This window comes from Nocardia asteroides (assembly GCF_021183625.1).
GTDB classification, from domain to species: domain Bacteria; phylum Actinomycetota; class Actinomycetes; order Mycobacteriales; family Mycobacteriaceae; genus Nocardia; species Nocardia asteroides_A.
The window spans coordinates 423,676-438,879 of record NZ_CP089214.1 but is presented as its reverse complement, the minus strand read 5'-3'; the positions used below and the strand labels follow the sequence as shown (position 1 = coordinate 438,879).

At 70.9% G+C, this 15,204-nt stretch carries 18 protein-coding genes and 2 pseudogenes; 14 read left to right on the top strand and 6 right to left on the bottom strand.

All coding sequences use genetic code 11. From position 1 onward, the window contains the following. The first annotated feature begins 118 nt into the window (after positions 1-118). Positions 119-409 carry a DUF1330 domain-containing protein gene (locus tag LTT61_RS02265; RefSeq protein WP_233018247.1) on the top strand — a complete coding sequence of 97 codons (291 nt, stop codon included), beginning with the start codon at positions 119-121 and terminating at the stop codon, positions 407-409. Between the two features lie 29 nt (positions 410-438). Here LTT61_RS02265 and LTT61_RS02260 read toward each other — a convergent pair whose 3' ends face one another. Further along, a complete protein-coding gene (locus LTT61_RS02260) occupies positions 439-1,035 on the bottom strand; it encodes a carboxymuconolactone decarboxylase family protein (protein ID WP_233018246.1) in 597 nt (198 codons plus the stop codon). A gap of 38 nt (positions 1,036-1,073) precedes the next feature. On the opposite strand from LTT61_RS02260, the gene LTT61_RS02255 reads away from it, so the two are divergent. Both LTT61_RS02255 and LTT61_RS02250 read left to right on the top strand, forming a co-directional pair. Then, positions 1,074-1,415: a transcriptional regulator gene (locus tag LTT61_RS02255; protein ID WP_233018245.1), complete on the top strand. Its 342-nt coding sequence runs from the start codon at positions 1,074-1,076 to the stop codon at positions 1,413-1,415. 87 nt (positions 1,416-1,502) lie between these two features. Next, the gene (locus LTT61_RS02250; RefSeq protein WP_233018244.1) at positions 1,503-2,468 is read left to right on the top strand and encodes an NAD(P)H-dependent flavin oxidoreductase; all 966 of its coding nucleotides are present in this window, start codon (positions 1,503-1,505) and stop codon (positions 2,466-2,468) included. A 90-nt stretch (positions 2,469-2,558) separates the two neighbouring features. On the opposite strand, the gene LTT61_RS02245 is transcribed toward LTT61_RS02250, so the two are convergent. Further along, the gene (locus LTT61_RS02245; protein ID WP_233018243.1) at positions 2,559-3,305 is read right to left on the bottom strand and encodes an SDR family NAD(P)-dependent oxidoreductase; all 747 of its coding nucleotides are present in this window, start codon (positions 3,303-3,305) and stop codon (positions 2,559-2,561) included. 69 nt (positions 3,306-3,374) lie between these two features. On the opposite strand from LTT61_RS02245, the gene LTT61_RS02235 reads away from it, so the two are divergent. From LTT61_RS02235 to LTT61_RS02215, 5 genes are all read left to right on the top strand, one after another. Next, positions 3,375-4,316: a LysR family transcriptional regulator gene (locus LTT61_RS02235; protein ID WP_269821839.1), complete on the top strand. Its 942-nt coding sequence runs from the start codon at positions 3,375-3,377 to the stop codon at positions 4,314-4,316. Between the two features lie 270 nt (positions 4,317-4,586). Next, positions 4,587-4,946 carry a hypothetical protein gene (locus tag LTT61_RS02230; RefSeq protein WP_233018242.1) on the top strand — a complete coding sequence of 120 codons (360 nt, stop codon included), beginning with the start codon at positions 4,587-4,589 and terminating at the stop codon, positions 4,944-4,946. Positions 4,947-4,951: 5 nt separating this feature from the next. Further along, on the top strand, positions 4,952-5,395 hold the full coding sequence (locus tag LTT61_RS02225) for a MerR family transcriptional regulator (RefSeq protein WP_233018241.1): 444 nt from the start codon (positions 4,952-4,954) through the stop codon (positions 5,393-5,395). Further along, positions 5,385-5,717, top strand: coding sequence for a hypothetical protein (locus tag LTT61_RS02220; protein WP_233018240.1), 333 nt, complete (start codon positions 5,385-5,387; stop codon positions 5,715-5,717). The genes LTT61_RS02225 and LTT61_RS02220 overlap by 11 nt, the downstream gene beginning before the upstream one ends. Before the next feature lie 28 nt (positions 5,718-5,745). Then, positions 5,746-6,078, top strand: coding sequence for a YnfA family protein (locus LTT61_RS02215; protein ID WP_233021301.1), 333 nt, complete (start codon positions 5,746-5,748; stop codon positions 6,076-6,078). Between the two features lie 437 nt (positions 6,079-6,515). On the opposite strand, the gene LTT61_RS02210 is transcribed toward LTT61_RS02215, so the two are convergent. Next, positions 6,516-6,875, bottom strand: a complete 360-nt coding sequence (locus tag LTT61_RS02210; RefSeq protein ID WP_233018239.1) for an Rv2640c family ArsR-like transcriptional regulator — start codon at positions 6,873-6,875, stop codon at positions 6,516-6,518. A 102-nt stretch (positions 6,876-6,977) separates the two neighbouring features. On the opposite strand from LTT61_RS02210, the gene LTT61_RS02205 reads away from it, so the two are divergent. From LTT61_RS02205 to LTT61_RS32785, 5 genes and pseudogenes are all read left to right on the top strand, one after another. Then, entirely contained in the window at positions 6,978-7,514 is a 537-nt protein-coding gene (locus LTT61_RS02205) for an ArsI/CadI family heavy metal resistance metalloenzyme (protein WP_233018238.1), read from the top strand. Positions 7,515-7,590: 76 nt separating this feature from the next. Further along, complete coding sequence (locus LTT61_RS02200; RefSeq protein WP_233018237.1) at positions 7,591-7,977, top strand: ArsR/SmtB family transcription factor; 387 nt, start codon at positions 7,591-7,593, stop codon at positions 7,975-7,977. Continuing rightward, complete coding sequence (gene arsB / locus LTT61_RS02195) at positions 7,974-9,068, top strand: ACR3 family arsenite efflux transporter (RefSeq protein ID WP_233018236.1); 1,095 nt, start codon at positions 7,974-7,976, stop codon at positions 9,066-9,068. The genes LTT61_RS02200 and arsB overlap by 4 nt, the downstream gene beginning before the upstream one ends. Further along, a pseudogene (locus LTT61_RS32790) lies at positions 9,065-9,328 on the top strand (low molecular weight phosphatase family protein); the annotation flags it as partial. The gene arsB and the pseudogene LTT61_RS32790, both read left to right, overlap by 4 nt. Positions 9,329-9,565: 237 nt before the next feature. Further along, a pseudogene (locus tag LTT61_RS32785) lies at positions 9,566-9,907 on the top strand (heat-shock protein HtpX); the annotation flags it as partial. Positions 9,908-10,251: 344 nt separating this feature from the next. On the opposite strand, the gene LTT61_RS02185 reads toward LTT61_RS32785, so the two are convergent. Beyond that, positions 10,252-11,478 (bottom strand): cytochrome P450, encoded by a 1,227-nt coding sequence (locus tag LTT61_RS02185; protein WP_233018234.1) that lies wholly within the window; start codon positions 11,476-11,478, stop codon positions 10,252-10,254. Between the two features lie 254 nt (positions 11,479-11,732). Between LTT61_RS02185 and LTT61_RS02180 the strand changes: the two genes are divergently transcribed. Then, positions 11,733-12,191, top strand: coding sequence for a hypothetical protein (locus LTT61_RS02180; RefSeq protein WP_233018233.1), 459 nt, complete (start codon positions 11,733-11,735; stop codon positions 12,189-12,191). A 7-nt stretch (positions 12,192-12,198) separates the two neighbouring features. On the opposite strand, the gene LTT61_RS02175 is transcribed toward LTT61_RS02180, so the two are convergent. Then, on the bottom strand, positions 12,199-13,605 hold the full coding sequence (locus tag LTT61_RS02175; RefSeq protein ID WP_233018232.1) for a carotenoid oxygenase family protein: 1,407 nt from the start codon (positions 13,603-13,605) through the stop codon (positions 12,199-12,201). Between the two features lie 57 nt (positions 13,606-13,662). Next, complete coding sequence (locus tag LTT61_RS02170; protein WP_233018231.1) at positions 13,663-15,006, bottom strand: lipase family protein; 1,344 nt, start codon at positions 15,004-15,006, stop codon at positions 13,663-13,665. Positions 15,007-15,204: the final 198 nt, after the last annotated feature.

Here is a 15,204-nt window from a genome sequence, read left to right as displayed (position 1 = left end):
CGCCGATTGACAACGAATCGTTCCGAGCCGATCGCGCATCGATCTTTCCCTCGACCGCTCACCGCGCCCTAACCTGCCCGTATGACGAACCAACCAACCGCGGATACCGGCGGTTTCCATGGCTGAGGGCTACTGGGTCAGTGTCTACCCCGCCGTCGCCCCCGAGCGGCTGACCGCCTACAACGAGCTGGCCCGCGCGGCTGTCCGGGCCGGGGGCGGGCGCGTCCTGTCCCGTGGCGGTCGAGTCGTCGCGCACGAGGCCGGAATCGCGGCGCGCGTCGTGCTGATCGAGTTCGACAGCTTCGAACAGGCCGTCGCGGCCTACGAGAGCGAGGCATACCGGAAGGCGCTGGCGGCCTTCCCCGACGGCATCGAGCGCGACTTCCGCATCGTCGAAGGCATCGACTGACCGCTCGCCCCAGCCGATCTCGGGCATGGTCAATGCTCGCGCCCCGACGTGCTCGCGGGGTCGGCGTAGTCGGCGAAACGCGCCATGCCGTGCTCGGGTGGCAGTGCGAGCGCGTTCACCAGGTATGACGTGGTGTGGTAGAAGCCGGCGAGCATCAGCAGTTCGAGGATCGCCTCCTCGGTGAATCGGCTCGTCAGCCGCGCCCACAGGCTGTCGTCCACGGTGGCGGCCGCGTGGAGCGCATCGCAGAGATCGATCAGCACGCGGTCGTCGTCGTTCCAGCATTCGTCACCGGAATCGCCGTCGAGCAGGGACGTTATCTGGTCGGCCGGCAACTCCGCCGCGTGGGCGAAGAGGGTGATGTGGACGCCCCATTCGTATTCGGCACCGCACAGCGCCGTCGTGCGGTCGATGACGATTTCGCGTTGCCGCAGGGTGAGGTGGCCGCGATCGAGAAGTCCGCTCCCGAAGAACTTGGCGAACAGTCGCCGATCGCGGGCCAGGGTGGTGAAGAGGAGCAGGGGCGGGTTTCCGCGCATGACGCGGTCGATCGCTGCCTGCGTGCCGGGGTCGAGTGGTTCGGGGGCCGGTGCGATTCGGGCACGGCCGGGGCTGGAGCGAGTCACAGGTTCCAGCCTAGAACAAATGCTATAAAATTTGTAGCATGGATGAGTTGAGGATAGGCGAACCGACTCGGGGCAGCAGCACGGGTCGGCCGATCATGGTGCTGCTCGACGCGCTCGGGCGGCGGGGGGCGCTCCGGGTGATCTGGGAGCTTCGCGACGGCCGTTCGCTGACCTTCAGGGCGTTGGTCGATGCCTGTGACTCCAATCCAGGCGCCATCAATACCCGTGTGAAGGAACTTCGCGCCCTGCAGTTGCTCGGGCACGACCGCGGCGGTTATCACCTCACGTTGCACGGACTCGAACTCATGGTCGTACTCGGCCCGCTGTCCCGGTGGGCGGAGGGGTGGGCGCAGAAGATGGACGTCGACGCGGCGGAATGATCGCGATGAGAGCGGCCGGCCGCACGGCACCGCGCCGGGTGGTCCCTATGCTCGGGGGCGTTCCACCCCCGGCCCCGAGGATGTTCCGTGAGCCTGCCGCCCGTTCTGGCCGATCGCCTTCGCCTGCCCGTGATCGCCGCACCGATGTTCCTCGTCTCCGGCCCTGACCTGGTGATCGCCGAGTGCACCGCCGGGGTGGTCGGCTCGTTCCCGAGCCTGAACGCGCGCCCGCTCGCCGAGCTGCGGGTGTGGCTGACGCGGATCACCGAGGCGCTGGCGGCGCACGATGCCGCGCATCCGGAGGCGCCGAGCGCGCCGTTCGCGGTGAACCTCATCGTGCACCGGACGAATGCGCGGCTGGCGGCGGATCTGGCGCTGGTCGAGGAGTTCCGGGTGCCGATCGTGATCACCTCGCTGGGGGCGCGCCCCGAGGTCAACGAGCGGATCCACGCCTACGGGGGGATCGTGCTGCACGACATCATCCACAACGCCTACGCGCGCAAGGCCGTGGACAAGGGGGCGGACGGGCTGATCGCGGTGGCGGCGGGTGCGGGCGGGCACGCGGGGACGCAGTCGCCGTTCGCGCTGGTGCAGGAGATCCGGGCGTGGTTCGACGGGCCGCTGGCGCTCTCCGGGTCGATCGCGCACGGGCGCTCGGTGCTGGCCGCCGAGGCCGCGGGGGCCGATCTGGCCTACATCGGGTCGCTGTTCATCGCCACCGAGGAGGCGAACGCGGCGGCCGGCTACAAGCAGATGGTGGTCGATTCCGACGCCGCCGACATCGTCTACACCGACAAGTTCACCGGGGTGCACGGGAACTACCTGGCGCCGAGCATCGTCGCCGCCGGGCTCGACCCGGCCCTGCTCGCCGGTGCCGAGCCCGGGGCCATCGACTTCGGTGACGACGGGGCGCTCGGGGCCAAGGCGTGGCGCGACATCTGGGGTGCCGGGCACGGGGTCGGCGCGGTCGGCGCGGTACGTCCGGCCGCCGCCGTCGTCGACCGGCTCGCCGCCGAGTACGAAGCGGCGCGCGAACGCCTGTTCGTGCGCTGAGACGCTGTGCACGGTCCGGTATCGCCCCGCTTCACGCTCGGCCGACCCGCCGATGCGGTGCGACGCCGTCGTGTGGCGATCGCTCCGAGTTCACCACGGCACCGGGCCGGTTTCGTCGAAGTATCCGCCGGTGGGCCCGTTCTCCTCGAGAGTGGCCAGCTGCACGACGATGCGAGCACCCTCCGCGGCAGTGCGGGTCACACCGGGGAGATCCTTGGTGAAGTCGGTCGCACAGGGGCCGGGATCGGCCGCGTTGACCAGGATGGCCTGGGAGGCGAGGTGTTTGGCGTATTGGACGGTGATGTGGTTGAGAGCGGACTTCGACGGTGCGTAGCCGAGATTGGCGGGCAGATCGGTGAAGTAGTCCTGCGGGTCGGTCATGCGGGTCATCGAGCCGAGGCCGGATGTGACATTGACGATGCGAGCGCGTGGAGAACTGCGTAGCAGGGGCAGCATCGCCTCGGTGACGGCGACGGCGCCGAAGACGTTGGTGGCGAACACTGCACGAAGCGAGTCGAGATCGACCGATCCAGGCAGCTGACCCTGGCGGGCTCCGGAAATGCCTGCGTTGTTCACCAGCACGTCCAAGCGGCCGTACTCCGCCTCGATCCACGCCGCAGCCGCAGCCGGATCAGCACCGCTGGTGACCTCCAGATGGACAGCGTGCGCGTCGATGCCATCGCCACACAACCGGGCGGCAGCGTGTTCACCCTGGCCGAGGTCGCGAGCGCCGACCAAGACCGTCATGCCGAGGCGTCCCAATCCACGAACGATCTCGTATCCGATTCCGCGATTGGCGCCGGTGATCAGTGCGATCGGTGCACGTTCCATCTCCATGTCCCCAGCTCAGCACCGGATGGCCGTTGACACCAGGACCGAGTTGTTCTGGGTCGATACCCTGGAGGAATGGATCTGCTCGAGACTCGGGACCTGGTCTATTTCGCGGCCGTCGCCGAGGAGCTGCATTTCGGGAGGGCCGCCCAGAAAGTGGGAATTGCCCAGCCGGCATTGTCCCGCGCGATCGCGCGCCTGGAGCGGCGCCTGGGGGTGACCCTTCTGTACCGCACCAGCCGGAAGGTCGAACTCACCGCAGCCGGAACAACGTTGTGGCGGGAGGGAGCCCGCGCGCTCGATGCCGTAGCCGGCGCCGCATCGCGCACTCGGCGCGCCGGCGTGGACGCACGGTTGCTGGTGGCGATGAAGGCTGGAACCGATGCCGGGGTGATCGACCGGATCCTGGGTAGCTTTCGTTCCGATCCGGCCGCGGTGCCTGTCGAGATCGTGCACAGTGTCGACCAGCGGATCGTCATGCTGCGGGACGGTCGCGCCGACGTGGCGCTGCTGCACCGCCCGAACAACGACCTCACCGGGCTACAGAGCCTCGACCTGATCACCGAAACCCAGATCGCGGTCCTCGCGCCCGACCATCCGCTGGCATCGCAGGCTGCCCTGTCGGTGGCCGACCTCATCGGCGAACCGATCGTCCGCTGGCCGGAAACAGCTTCCGGACCGGGAACCGACAACAGACCCCTGATTCGCGACATCGGCCAGTTCACCCACCTCACCGCCACCCGCCGCGCGATAGCGCTACTTCCCGCATCCGCTGCGGGTCAGGTCCCACGCAGCCTGCCCTGCCTGCCCGTCTCGGACGCCGAGCCGACCACCTCGGTCCTTGCTTGGCTACCGGGAACCGAGTCGCCGGCCGTGGCCGCGTTTCTGCGTCACGCCCGCGACATCGCGTCCACAGCCGATCGCGACCAGACATCCGAGCGCGCCGACGATGTCGCCACCACAGCGATCCGCCGCATGCCGCCGATCCGCGAAACCGGGGCTGTCGGCCCTTCGTGAAACAGACAGTTCCGGGCATGCCTCGGTTCGATACGCGCGGGTCCCCGCGCGCGGCCGGTGAAGCGACTCCCTGCGATTTCCCACTGGAATGTCAGTGGCTTTTTCCCGCTCCGGTGTCAGTGGGTCATGCCCGTGTTGGTGATGAGCAACGGGCTGGTGGTGCACGCGCCGAGCCGCGTAGCGCTACTGCGCGGGTCGGCCGTCCGAGGACGGAGTTTCTTCGCTTTCGGGGTTGCATCCGGTACCGGGATACAGGCTTACCGTCGATATATGACCGACAACGACCTGTCCGAACAGATGATGAACCTCTCCGCGTGCACCCTGCCGACAGTGGAGCGCCCGACCCGGGTGGCGGAGTTCGACGCGTTCTTCGCCCGCTCGGTGACCGCGACCGCGCGTCCGGTCCCGACCCGGCTGGAGTTGCGGCTGGCCGGGGACGGGGACGCCGAGCCGGTCGGGCGGGATCTGGCTGCCCGCGAATCGGCGTGCTGCTCGTTCTTCACCTTCTCCTTCACCCCGGACCCGGCCGGGACCGTGGTGATGGGCATCGAGGTCCCCGCCGCGCACCTCGATGTCCTCGACGCCCTCGCTGGGCGCGCGCAGACCGCTGTCGCGGGCGCGGGCCGGTGACCGGGATGCGCACCGCGCAGCTGGCGGCCGCGGCCGGGGTCAACGCCCAGACCCTGCGCTACTACGAACGCCGCGGGCTGCTCGCCGAGCCTGCCCGCACCCTGGGCGGGCACCGCGTCTACTCCGAGCAGGCGGTCTCGGTACTGCGGGTGATCAAGGCCGCCCAACGCCTCGGGTTCACCCTCGACGAGGTCGCCGACCTGCTCGAAGCCACCCAGCTCGGATCCCGGCGCGCTGACGCCGGGCTGCGCGAACGCGCCCGGGCGAAACTGATCGAGGTCGACACGAAGCTGGCCGAGCTCACCGCGGTCCGCGACACCCTGGTCGCCGCGATCGCCGCAGGTTGCGAGGACCTGCTGGAGTGCAGCGATTCCCCGTGCTGCCCGATCCCGTTCACCGGCACCACCACGACCGGCACCGAGGCCACGGGGGGTCGTTGTGGCTGCTGAGACCGCCCGCACGCGGCGCTGGTGGATGCCGATCACCGCCGGGGCCGCGTTGTGCCTGGCGTGCTGCGCGGCGCCGCTGCTGCTCGCGGCCGGGCTGATCGGCAGCGGGTCGGTACTGGTGAGCACCTCCTGGCTCGAACCCCTCGGCATCGCGCTGCTCGCCGGCGGGATCGGCGGGCTGTTCTGGGCTCGCGCCCGCTCGCGGCGCTCGGGCTGCGGGCCCGGTGCCTGCACCAGCCCGGCGGGCACCGGCGGAGCCGCCGATACCGGTGAGTCTGCCCAGGGTTGTTCGTGCACACCGGACACGGCCTCCACCCGGTGAACATCGGCGGCTACGGTCACTGGCTGTGATGGTGCTGCGCTCGATCCTGCTGTTCGTCTTGGCCGCCCTCGCCGAGATCGGCGGGGCGTGGCTGGTCTGGCAGGGGGTGCGCGAGCACCGCGGCTGGATCTGGATCGGCGCCGGCGTGCTCGCCCTCGGCGTGTACGGGTTCGTGGCCACGCTCCAGCCGGACGCGAACTTCGGGCGCATCCTGGCCGCCTACGGCGGGATCTTCGTGGCCGGGTCGCTGCTGTGGGGCATGGCCGTGGACGGGTTCCGGCCCGACCGCTACGACGTCACCGGTGCGCTGCTGTGTCTGGCCGGGGTCGGGGTCATCATGTACGCACCCCGACCTGCCTGAACCGAGGGTTGCCCGGACCGGCCCCCATCGTGCGGTTCGCCGTGGCGGGTCAGTGGATTTTTCCCACTTCGGTGTCAGTGGGGCATGACAGCGGTTTGACCTGGATTTCGCTGCCGCGCTGTTGGTTTCGTGGTCAGATGCGGGCGCTGTGTCTGGCGGTTCGGCGGGAGGTCGGTGGTGGTCGACGTCGCAGGGCGTCAACCGCACGTGCTCGCTGGTCAACGCTCCGCGCCGATCCAGCCCCAGCAACCGCTTCGCCGCGGCCTCCCGCAGCCCTGGCGTACTGGCGCGGCAACGTGCTGGCGGTACACCGCGAGCTCATCGCCGCCGAGCAGGCCGGCGGCCCGCCCGCGCCGAGCCGCTCAGCGTTGTATCGGGCGGTCGCGGCCGAACGATCTCGCGCCGGGCCGCCGACTGAGACCTCGGGGTCGTCGAGGTCAGCGGCAGCAGTTCGGGTCGAGCACCACGCACAGTGCCGACAGCGCTTCGCGGCGCACCGAGTGGTAGGTGTTCATCCCGCGGCGCTCGCTGGCGATGAGCCCGGCGCGGCGTAGCTGGGTGAGGTGATGCGAGACCGTCGACTCCCCGAGCCCGATCGCGTCGGCGAGCTCGCCGACGTTGCGTTCGCCGTCGGGGTGGGTGAGCAGGATCGACAGCAACCTGACCCGAGCCGGGTCCGCGATGGCCTTGAGTCGCAACGCGATCGCCAGCGCGGTGTCCTCATCGACCGGCGCCGCGGCCACCGGGGCACAGCACACCGGGGAGGTCATGTCGATCACGGGCAGCGTCTTGGGCATGGCCCGATCCTACCCACCTCCTTGACATACGTCGAATAGGTGGCGCAGACTCGGCCCCGGCAACCTTTTCGACATACATCACACACCTTGGAGGTGGCGGTCATGTCCCGCATCCAGCTCGCCCTCGACGTCGAGGACCTCGATACCGCGATCGGCTTCTACTCCACCCTGCTCGGCACCGGCCCGGCCAAGCGCAAGCCCGGCTACGCCAACTTCGCCGTCGACAACCCCCCGCTCAAGCTGGTTCTCATCGAGAACCCCGGCAACGGCGGCCGGCTCAACCACCTCGGCGTCGAGGTCGAGACCTCCGCCCAGGTGCACGGCGAGATCGCGCGGCTGAGCGAGGCAGGGCTGTTCACCGAGGAGCAGATCGCCACCACGTGCTGCTTCGCCACCCAGGACAAGGTCTGGGTCACCGGCCCCGACGCCGAGCGCTGGGAGGTCTACACCGTGCTCGCCGACACCGAGCACTTCGGCGCCATTCCCGACCTGCTCGCCACGGCCCCGGGCACCCAGGGCGCCGACGCCGAGGCGATGTCGGCGTGCTGCGGCAGCACCGCCGAAGCCGATGCCGAGGGCGCCTGCTGCGGCAGCCGGGCCAAGGCCGATGCGAAGGCCGCCGGCGCCGACTGCTGCTGACCCCTTCCGCCGCAGCCGCCTGCGGTCATCCGGACCCGGCTTGCGCGATGAGTTCGACATCGATCAATATCGACCTATGTCGAATTCAACAGTGCCGGGCCCGCGCACCCCGGCGGGGTGCGATCCCGCCCCGCTGACCCGGGCACCGCTCAGCGAAAAGGCCGCGGCCGAGGCGGTGGTGGTGTTCAAGGCGCTGGCCGACCCGGTGCGGCTGCGGCTGCTCTCCGCGATCGCCGCCCGCGAGAACCAGGAGGCATGCGTGTGCGAGGTCTCGGCCGGGCTGGAGCTGGCCCAGCCCACGATCTCGCACCACCTCAAAGTGCTGCGCTCCGCCGGGCTGCTCACCTCGCAACGGCGCGCGTCCTGGGTCTACTACCGCCTCGTCCCGCACGCGCTGACCGGGCTGGCCGCGCTGCTGCTCGCCGAGGCCGGCCACCCGCACGAGGCCGGGGTTCCGGCATGAGCGCCATCGCCACCGAGCCCGCGGTCGTGGGCAAGCTGTCCACCCTCGACCGGTTCCTGCCGGTCTGGATCGGCGTGGCCATGGCCGCCGGGCTACTGCTCGGACGGCTGATCCCCGGTCTCGGCGACGGGCTGAGCGCGATCGAGATCGACGGTATCTCGCTGCCGATCGCGATCGGGCTGCTGATCATGATGTACCCGGTGCTGGCCAAGGTCCGCTACGACCGCCTCGACACCGTCACCGGTGATCGTCGCCTGCTCGCCGGCTCCCTGGTGCTGAACTGGATCCTCGGCCCCGCGCTGATGTTCGCGCTGGCCTGGCTCTTCCTGCCGGACCTGCCCGAGTACCGGACCGGGCTGATCATCGTCGGGCTCGCCCGCTGCATCGCCATGGTCATCATCTGGAACGACCTCGCCTGCGGCGATCGCGAAGCCGCCGCGGTGCTGGTGGCGCTGAACTCGGTGTTCCAGGTGTTCATGTTCGCGGTGCTGGGCTGGTTCTACCTCTCGGTGCTGCCCGGATGGCTCGGCCTCGAACAGACCGGAATCGACGCCTCGCCGTGGCAGATCGCGAAATCGGTGCTGATCTTCCTCGGCATCCCGCTGGTCGCGGGCTACCTCACCCGCCGCCTCGGCGAACGCGCCAAGGGCCGGGAGTGGTACGAGACCCGGCTGCTTCCCGCGATCGGGCCGCTGGCGCTCCACGGGCTGCTGTTCACCATCGTCATCCTGTTCGCCCTGCAAGGCGAGCGGATCATCAACCAGCCCCTCGACGTCGTGCGGATCGCGGTGCCGCTGCTGGCGTATTTCGCGCTCATGTGGGGAGGCGGCTACGCCATCGGCGCGGTCATGGGTCTCGGCTACGCCCGGACCACCACGCTGGCCTTCACCGCGGCGGGCAACAACTTCGAACTCGCCATCGCCGTGGCCATCGCCACCTACGGCGCCGCCTCCGGGCAAGCCCTCGCCGGAGTCGTCGGCCCGCTCATCGAAGTCCCCGTCCTCATCGCGCTCGTCTACGTCTCCCTCGCCCTGCGCACACGCTTCCGCACCGACACCGCGCACCCGGTCGAGGGCAGCGTGCGGCCGTGACCGCCACGACGACGCCGTCGGTGCTGTTCGTGTGCGCGCGCAACAGCGGCAAGTCCCAGATGGCCGCCGCGCTCCTGCGCCAGGCCGGACCCGGGCTCGTGCGCGTGCACTCCGCGGGCACCGACCCCGGCACCGCGCTCAACCCGCTCTCGGTCCAGGTACTCGAAGAGGTCGGCGCCACCGTCGACGGCGAGTACCCCAAACCCCTCGACCCGGCCATCGCCGCCCACGCCGAGGTCGTGGTCGTGCTCGGCACCGAAGCCGAACTCGACCTGCCGCCCGGACCCCGGCTACTCCGCTGGGACACCGACGAGCCCTCCGCCCGCGGCATCGACGGCATCGAACGCATGCGCCTGATCCGCAAAGACATCGCCGCCCGCGTCCACGCCCTGCTCACCGAACTCGACATCCCCACCACCGGAAAAGGCGACCGACCAGTGACCACCGGCAAACCCAGCGTGCTGTTCGTCTGCATCTACAACGCCGGACGCTCCCAGATGGCCGCCGCCTTCCTCACCCACCTCGCCGCAGACGCCGTCGAGGTCTCCTCCGCCGGAAGCGACCCCGCCGACCGGGTCAACCCCGCCGCCATCGAGGCCATGGCCGAACTCGGCATCGACCTCACCGGCCGCACCCCCGCCAAGCTCACCTACGCCACCGTCGAGGCCGCCGACGTCGTGATCACCATGGGCTGCGGCGACGCCTGCCCCGTCCTGCCCGGCACCACCTACCGCGACTGGAAACTCGACGACCCCGCCGGCAAGGGCCTCGAAGCGGTGCGACCGATCCGCGATCAGATCCACCGTCGGGTAGAGGAACTCATCGCCGAGCTCCTGCCCACCCGCGCCTGTACGACCGCATCCCCGGCCCGAGGGCGCCGACGCCCACCGCACACCGGCATCGGCGCCCTCTCTGCTGCGCAAGCGGCGTCGCCCTCCACAGCGGAACGCTGCCAGCACTGACATTCGGTGGGAAAATCACTGACACGAAGTGGGAAAAGCCCAGCTCACACCACTGACATATCAATGGGAATTCGCAACTCCCAGATCGACGCGCTCACCGCCGCCGGGTGCGAGGAGATCTGGGTCGACAAGGCATCCGGGAAACTCCCGCGACGCCCCAAATGGGACAAATGTTTCCACCACTCGCGCCGAACCTCTCGTTGCGGCCGCGCGTGACCGGCTCAGACAGCCTGCCCGGTCGTGACCGGCAACTCGATCAGCCCGTGCAGGGCGAGGCCCTCGCGATGCACGGCCGGGCCCGTGACCGCGAGATCGGGGAAGGCGCGCAGCAGGGCCGGGAAGGCGATCTGCGCTTCGAGCCTGGCCAGCGGCGCGCCGAGGCAGTAGTGCAGCCCGCCGCCGAAGGAGAGCGGCGCCTCGTCGGCGCGGTCAAGCCGGAGCACGTCGGGGTCGGGGAAGACCTCCGCGTCGCGGTTGGCGGCGCCGATCAGGGTGATCACCCGCTGCCCGGCGGGGAGCACCCGGCCGGCCACCTCGAGCTCCTCGGGCGCGGTGCGCGAGGAGAGCAGCTGCACGGGGGAGTCGTAGCGCAGCAGCTCCTCGGTGGCCGCGACCGCGAGCTCGGGCCGCTCGCGCAGCGCCGCCGCCTCGCCGGGATGGTCGAGGAGCGCGACGAGGCCGTTGGCGAGCAGCCCGGTGGTGGTCTCGAAACCGGCGGCGAGGAGCAGCGCGGCGGTGGTGACGATCTCGTCGTCGGCGAGCCCATCGACCTGGGCCAGCGCGGAGACGAGGTCGTCGGCGGGTTCGCGGCGGCGGCGGGCGAGCAGCTCGCGGAAGTAGGCGTCGATCTCGACGGCGGCCGGGTCGGCGCGGTCCACGATCTCGGGGGTGAGCCCGTCGAGGACGCCGGTCCAGTGCCGGACCAGCAGCTGGAACTGGGCGCGGTCGGGCTCCGGGATGCCGAGCAGCTCGCCGATCACGGTCACCGGCAGCGGGAACGCGAATGCCTCGATGAAGTCGGCGGTGCCTGCGGTGCGCAGCTCCGCGACGAGGTCGTCGACGATGCGCTCGACGGCGGGGCGCAGCCCGGTGACCCGGCGGGCGGTGAAGGCGCCTGCGGCGGAGCGGCGCAGCCGGGTGTGCACCGGGGGATTGCGGACCAGCATGCTGTTGAACATGAGCCGCAGCGCCGGGCGCTCCTGCCAGTGCTCGAACCCGGCGGCTTTCAGGGCGATCTCGGGGCGCTTGACGAAGCGGTGGTCGCGGATGAGCGCGGCGGCCAGCCGGTACTCGGTGACCAGCAGCGTCCCGGTGGGGTCGAGCACGGCGGGGCCGAGCGCGCGCAGCCGCCGGTACAGCGGGTACGGATCGGCGCGGCCCGCCGGGCTCGCCAGCTCGGTCAGTACCTCGAGCAGGTCGGTGCCGGTCGATTCGATGTCGGCGGTCATCGTCACCCCCACTTCGGCGCCGAGGCGGACAAGTGCTGCCGAGCGTACCGGTCCGCGCGGGTGGCGCGGCTCGCGCGAAGGAGACCGGCGACTCCGGTCATCCGGCGAAATATGAACTGCGCGAACAGTACTCGAAATCCGCGACAATCCGGGCGCCGGATCGCGATCACCGCTGCCGAATGCCCGATCGACGCCGCCGATCGCGGATCCGTCGGCCCCGCGTGAGACAGTGGCCGCGACGGAAGGAGAGCCGCGTGGCAACGACGGCCAGGGAGATCGAGCGCGGCATCGAGGCGGCGCTGACCGCGATCACCGCGCAGGACGCGGCCGCCTTCACCGAGGCGACCACCGACCTCGCCGCGCGGCCCGCCGAGCAGACCGGGCTGGTCCTCGGCGCCGCCCTGCGCGAACTGCTCGAGGTCGCGCACCCGGACGGCTTGGACGCCGACGACATCCAGGCCGCGCTCACGCGCACGGTCCGCGCGACCGTCGCCTGGCTGCCCGGCCTCGACCCGGCCGGTTTCGTCGCCGCGCTCACCGGCGCGCTCGGTGTCACCGAGCCGGACGAGGTCCCGCCCCCGCCCGCCGTCACCCAGCCCGCCGCGCTGCTGCTCGTCGCCGATCTCGCCGCGCTCGCGCAGGTGCCCGCGACCGCCGCCGTCCGCAGCGCTTTCACCGAGATCGAGCGGGCCGAGACGGTGGAGATGCCGTAGCGGTAGCTCAGGGCGGGTCGAGAAGGTCGCTGTCCGCGCTGATCCACGCCCCGTGCAACCCGGCGGGAACCCGGATCGGCAGCTGGACCGAGGCGATCGGCCCCGCCGCCGGATCCTCGGCGCTGAGAATATGGAACCGCGAGGTCATATCGCCCGGGTCGGTGGCGATCGCACCCCAGTAGCCGTGCTCGGCGCCGGGCAGGAAAACCGGCTCTCCGACCGCGAGATCGCCCGCGTTCCAGACCTTCTCGGTGTCGCGCTCGGGATCGAGGAAGACCAAGGCATTGCGCCCGGGACCACTCGACACGGTGGCGACGGTGCCGTGCGGACGGCTGATCAACCGGTCGTCGATCCGCGGGAACTCCACGAACCGGTCGCTGAGCACCGTGCGCCGCACCGCGCCCGACTCCGGATCGATCACCGCCCGTTCGATCCCGCCGCGCTGCTCCTCGGCGACGTCGGCGAGCCCGCCCGGGTAGCTCCACCGCACGTAGTCCACGACCACCCGACCCTGCTCGTCGTCGTGCGCATTGGCGAAGTGCCACACCCAGAACGGGTCGGTGCGCGACCAGCGCACCGGCGAACCGTCGCGCGGGATGAGCGCGATCCCGGTGCCGTTGCCCGGCCGCCAGTCCAGCAGCGAGCCGCCGTTCAGCATGCCGGGGATGTCGAAGACCAGCGGGCCGAGGAAGAGCACGATGTAGCGCTCGGTGAGCGCCATGTCGTGCACCATGATCGGCTCGTCGACGCCCTCCACCGGGGTCGGGGCGCGGCGCAGCGAACCGTCCGGCGCCACCACCGACCAGGCCAGGTAGGGCGGCTCCAGCCGGTAGGTGAAGAGCACGAGCTCGCCGGTGCGCGGGTCGAGCTTGGGGTGCGCGGTGCTGCCGAGCGCCATGGCGCCCGCGCAGTCGTCGCGGCCGAGGGTGGCCAGGTCGCCGGGGTCGAGGCGGTAGGGCTGCTCGCTCTCGGCCATGGCGAGCAACTTCCCGGCATGCGCCACCACATTGATGTCGGGCAGTTCCCTGCTGGTTCCGGCGAGCTCCGGACCGACGAGTTCGGGGCCGGGGGTGTAGAGATCGGTGATGCCCGCCCAGATCGCGTGCCCGGCGCGCTCCTCGGCGACCACCATGGGCGTGCGGACGAAGCGGTTGGCGTAGCCGGCGGCGCCGTCGCGCAGGGTGATCCGATGCACCATGGCGTCGCCGTCGAGCGGGTAGACGAAGGTGCCGATGGGGTCGAAGCGCGGGTTGGGGCCGTTGCGGAAGTAGGTGCCGTTCAGCTCGGCCGGGATCACGCCGGTGACCGGTAGCTCCGCGGCCGAGACCTCGCGCCGCTGCGGGGCGAACACCCCGGAGAGGTGCGGGTTGTGGCTCAGCTCCACGGGAGCGGGCGGAGTCGGGGCTGCGGTCATCGGCTCTCCTCGCGAGCGGTCCCCTTCGCCGGGCAGCCTAGCGGTTGCCGGCGCGATTCAGCACTCGTTCGGCGGCGGCTCGCCGCGCAGCCGGGCGGCGAGCCACGCGGCGGCGCCGGGGAAGCCGCCGGGGAGCGCGATCAGGTGCTCACCCGGCTCGCTCCGGAAGACCGCGGGGACCCCGCGCGCGCACTGCCGCTGGTAGAGCTCCTGCGCACCCTCGAACGGAATCCACAGGTCGTGCGCACCGTGGTAGATGTAGAGCGGCACCCGCGAGGTGCGGTCGCTGAGGTCGGTGCGCGCGAAGATCTCGTCCGCGACCGCGCTGTCCAGTGCGTCGGCGACGTTCGCGGCGACGTCGATCGGGATGCCGGTCACCCCGAGGAAGCCGATGGCCTGCCCGCACACCGCGTTCAGCGGCGAGGTGGCCGCCCAGGTGCCGAGGTGGTTCATCCGGTCGAGGATCTCCGGGTGCTCTCGCGAGTAGGCCAGCACGACGGCGAGCAGCACGCCGGAGGCGAAGTTGCCGTTGAACCGGTCGGCGATCACCCGGTTGTCGGTGACCAGCCCGCCCATCGCGGCGCCGACCACGGCGTCGCCCAGCTCGGGGGCGTACTCGCCGAGCAGCATGGCGGCACCGTGCGAGGCGATCGCGCCGCCGGAGTAGCCGCCGAGCGCGAACCGGCTGTCGCCGAAGCCGGGGGTGGCGCGGACCGCGCGGATCCCGTCCAGGACGACGTGCGCGGCGACATTCGGCTCCGCGTACGCCATGTTCGGGCCCTCGTGGTCGGTGACCAGCACGGCGAAGCCCTGGTTCAGCCCCCAGGCCGCGGTCGGCGGTATCGAGTCGGTGGCGAAGTTCTTGAAGGCCGGGCCGTGCGCCAGGGCGTAGCCGGGGGTGCACTCGGAGCCGAGCGAGTTGATCGGCTGGTTGTCGACCAGCACCGGCCGGTCGCCCGCGGGCCACGGGGTGAGCGGGACGACAAGGGTGGCGGTGCCGAACGAGGGCGCGCCGGTCGCCGAGGTGGAGCGGTACTTGACCAGGGTGGCGCGGGCGATCGGCACCCCGACCACGAGGGCGGCCGAGGCGGTGACGTCGCGCTGCTCGAGGATGTCGCCGGGGTTCAGTGCCGCGAGCCCGGCCGGGGTGGCGTCGAAGAACGGGTCGCCGGTCGGCGGCGAGTGCACCGCGTGCAGGAGCGCGGCCTGCTCCGGGGTCAGTCCGTCGACCGGAGGGCCTGGCGGGAGCGCCGGTGCGGGGACGACGCTGTCGATGCCCTGCTGGAGCCCGGAGGGCGCGCCGGGATCCTCCTCGGCACGGGCCGGGTGCGGCCCGGTCGCGAGCAGACTTGCGGTGGCTGCCATGACCAGCACGGCACGGAGCGGCCAGCGTTCGTTCATCGATAGACCTCACGCTTGGAATGCGAATGATGTTCCCGGACAATCAATCCGGGATCTGAAGGCGGCAGCGGCTCGACGCTGAAACCGGCCCGCGGGAGCCACCGTAGTTGCCGCGCAGCGCTTCCCGGCCGCCGCGCGGGGATGTCTGGGACTTTCACCATTGCGGTACCGGAGCGATCTTGGAGATCGCACACCGAT

Coding starts and splice junctions, on each gene's coding strand:
- LTT61_RS02265 (WP_233018247.1), top strand. CDS start 119: ATGGCTGAGGGCTACTGGGTCAGTGTCTACCCCGCCGTCGCCCCCGAG.
- LTT61_RS02255 (WP_233018245.1), top strand. CDS start 1,074: ATGGATGAGTTGAGGATAGGCGAACCGACTCGGGGCAGCAGCACGGGT.
- LTT61_RS02245 (WP_233018243.1), bottom strand. CDS start 3,305: ATGGAGATGGAACGTGCACCGATCGCACTGATCACCGGCGCCAATCGC.
- LTT61_RS02235 (WP_269821839.1), top strand. CDS start 3,375: ATGGATCTGCTCGAGACTCGGGACCTGGTCTATTTCGCGGCCGTCGCC.
- LTT61_RS02230 (WP_233018242.1), top strand. CDS start 4,587: ATGACCGACAACGACCTGTCCGAACAGATGATGAACCTCTCCGCGTGC.
- LTT61_RS02225 (WP_233018241.1), top strand. CDS start 4,952: ATGCGCACCGCGCAGCTGGCGGCCGCGGCCGGGGTCAACGCCCAGACC.
- LTT61_RS02215 (WP_233021301.1), top strand. CDS start 5,746: ATGGTGCTGCGCTCGATCCTGCTGTTCGTCTTGGCCGCCCTCGCCGAG.
- LTT61_RS02210 (WP_233018239.1), bottom strand. CDS start 6,875: ATGCCCAAGACGCTGCCCGTGATCGACATGACCTCCCCGGTGTGCTGT.
- LTT61_RS02205 (WP_233018238.1), top strand. CDS start 6,978: ATGTCCCGCATCCAGCTCGCCCTCGACGTCGAGGACCTCGATACCGCG.
- LTT61_RS02200 (WP_233018237.1), top strand. CDS start 7,591: ATGTCGAATTCAACAGTGCCGGGCCCGCGCACCCCGGCGGGGTGCGAT.
- arsB (WP_233018236.1), top strand. CDS start 7,974: ATGAGCGCCATCGCCACCGAGCCCGCGGTCGTGGGCAAGCTGTCCACC.
- LTT61_RS02185 (WP_233018234.1), bottom strand. CDS start 11,478: ATGACCGCCGACATCGAATCGACCGGCACCGACCTGCTCGAGGTACTG.
- LTT61_RS02175 (WP_233018232.1), bottom strand. CDS start 13,605: ATGACCGCAGCCCCGACTCCGCCCGCTCCCGTGGAGCTGAGCCACAAC.
- LTT61_RS02170 (WP_233018231.1), bottom strand. CDS start 15,006: ATGAACGAACGCTGGCCGCTCCGTGCCGTGCTGGTCATGGCAGCCACC.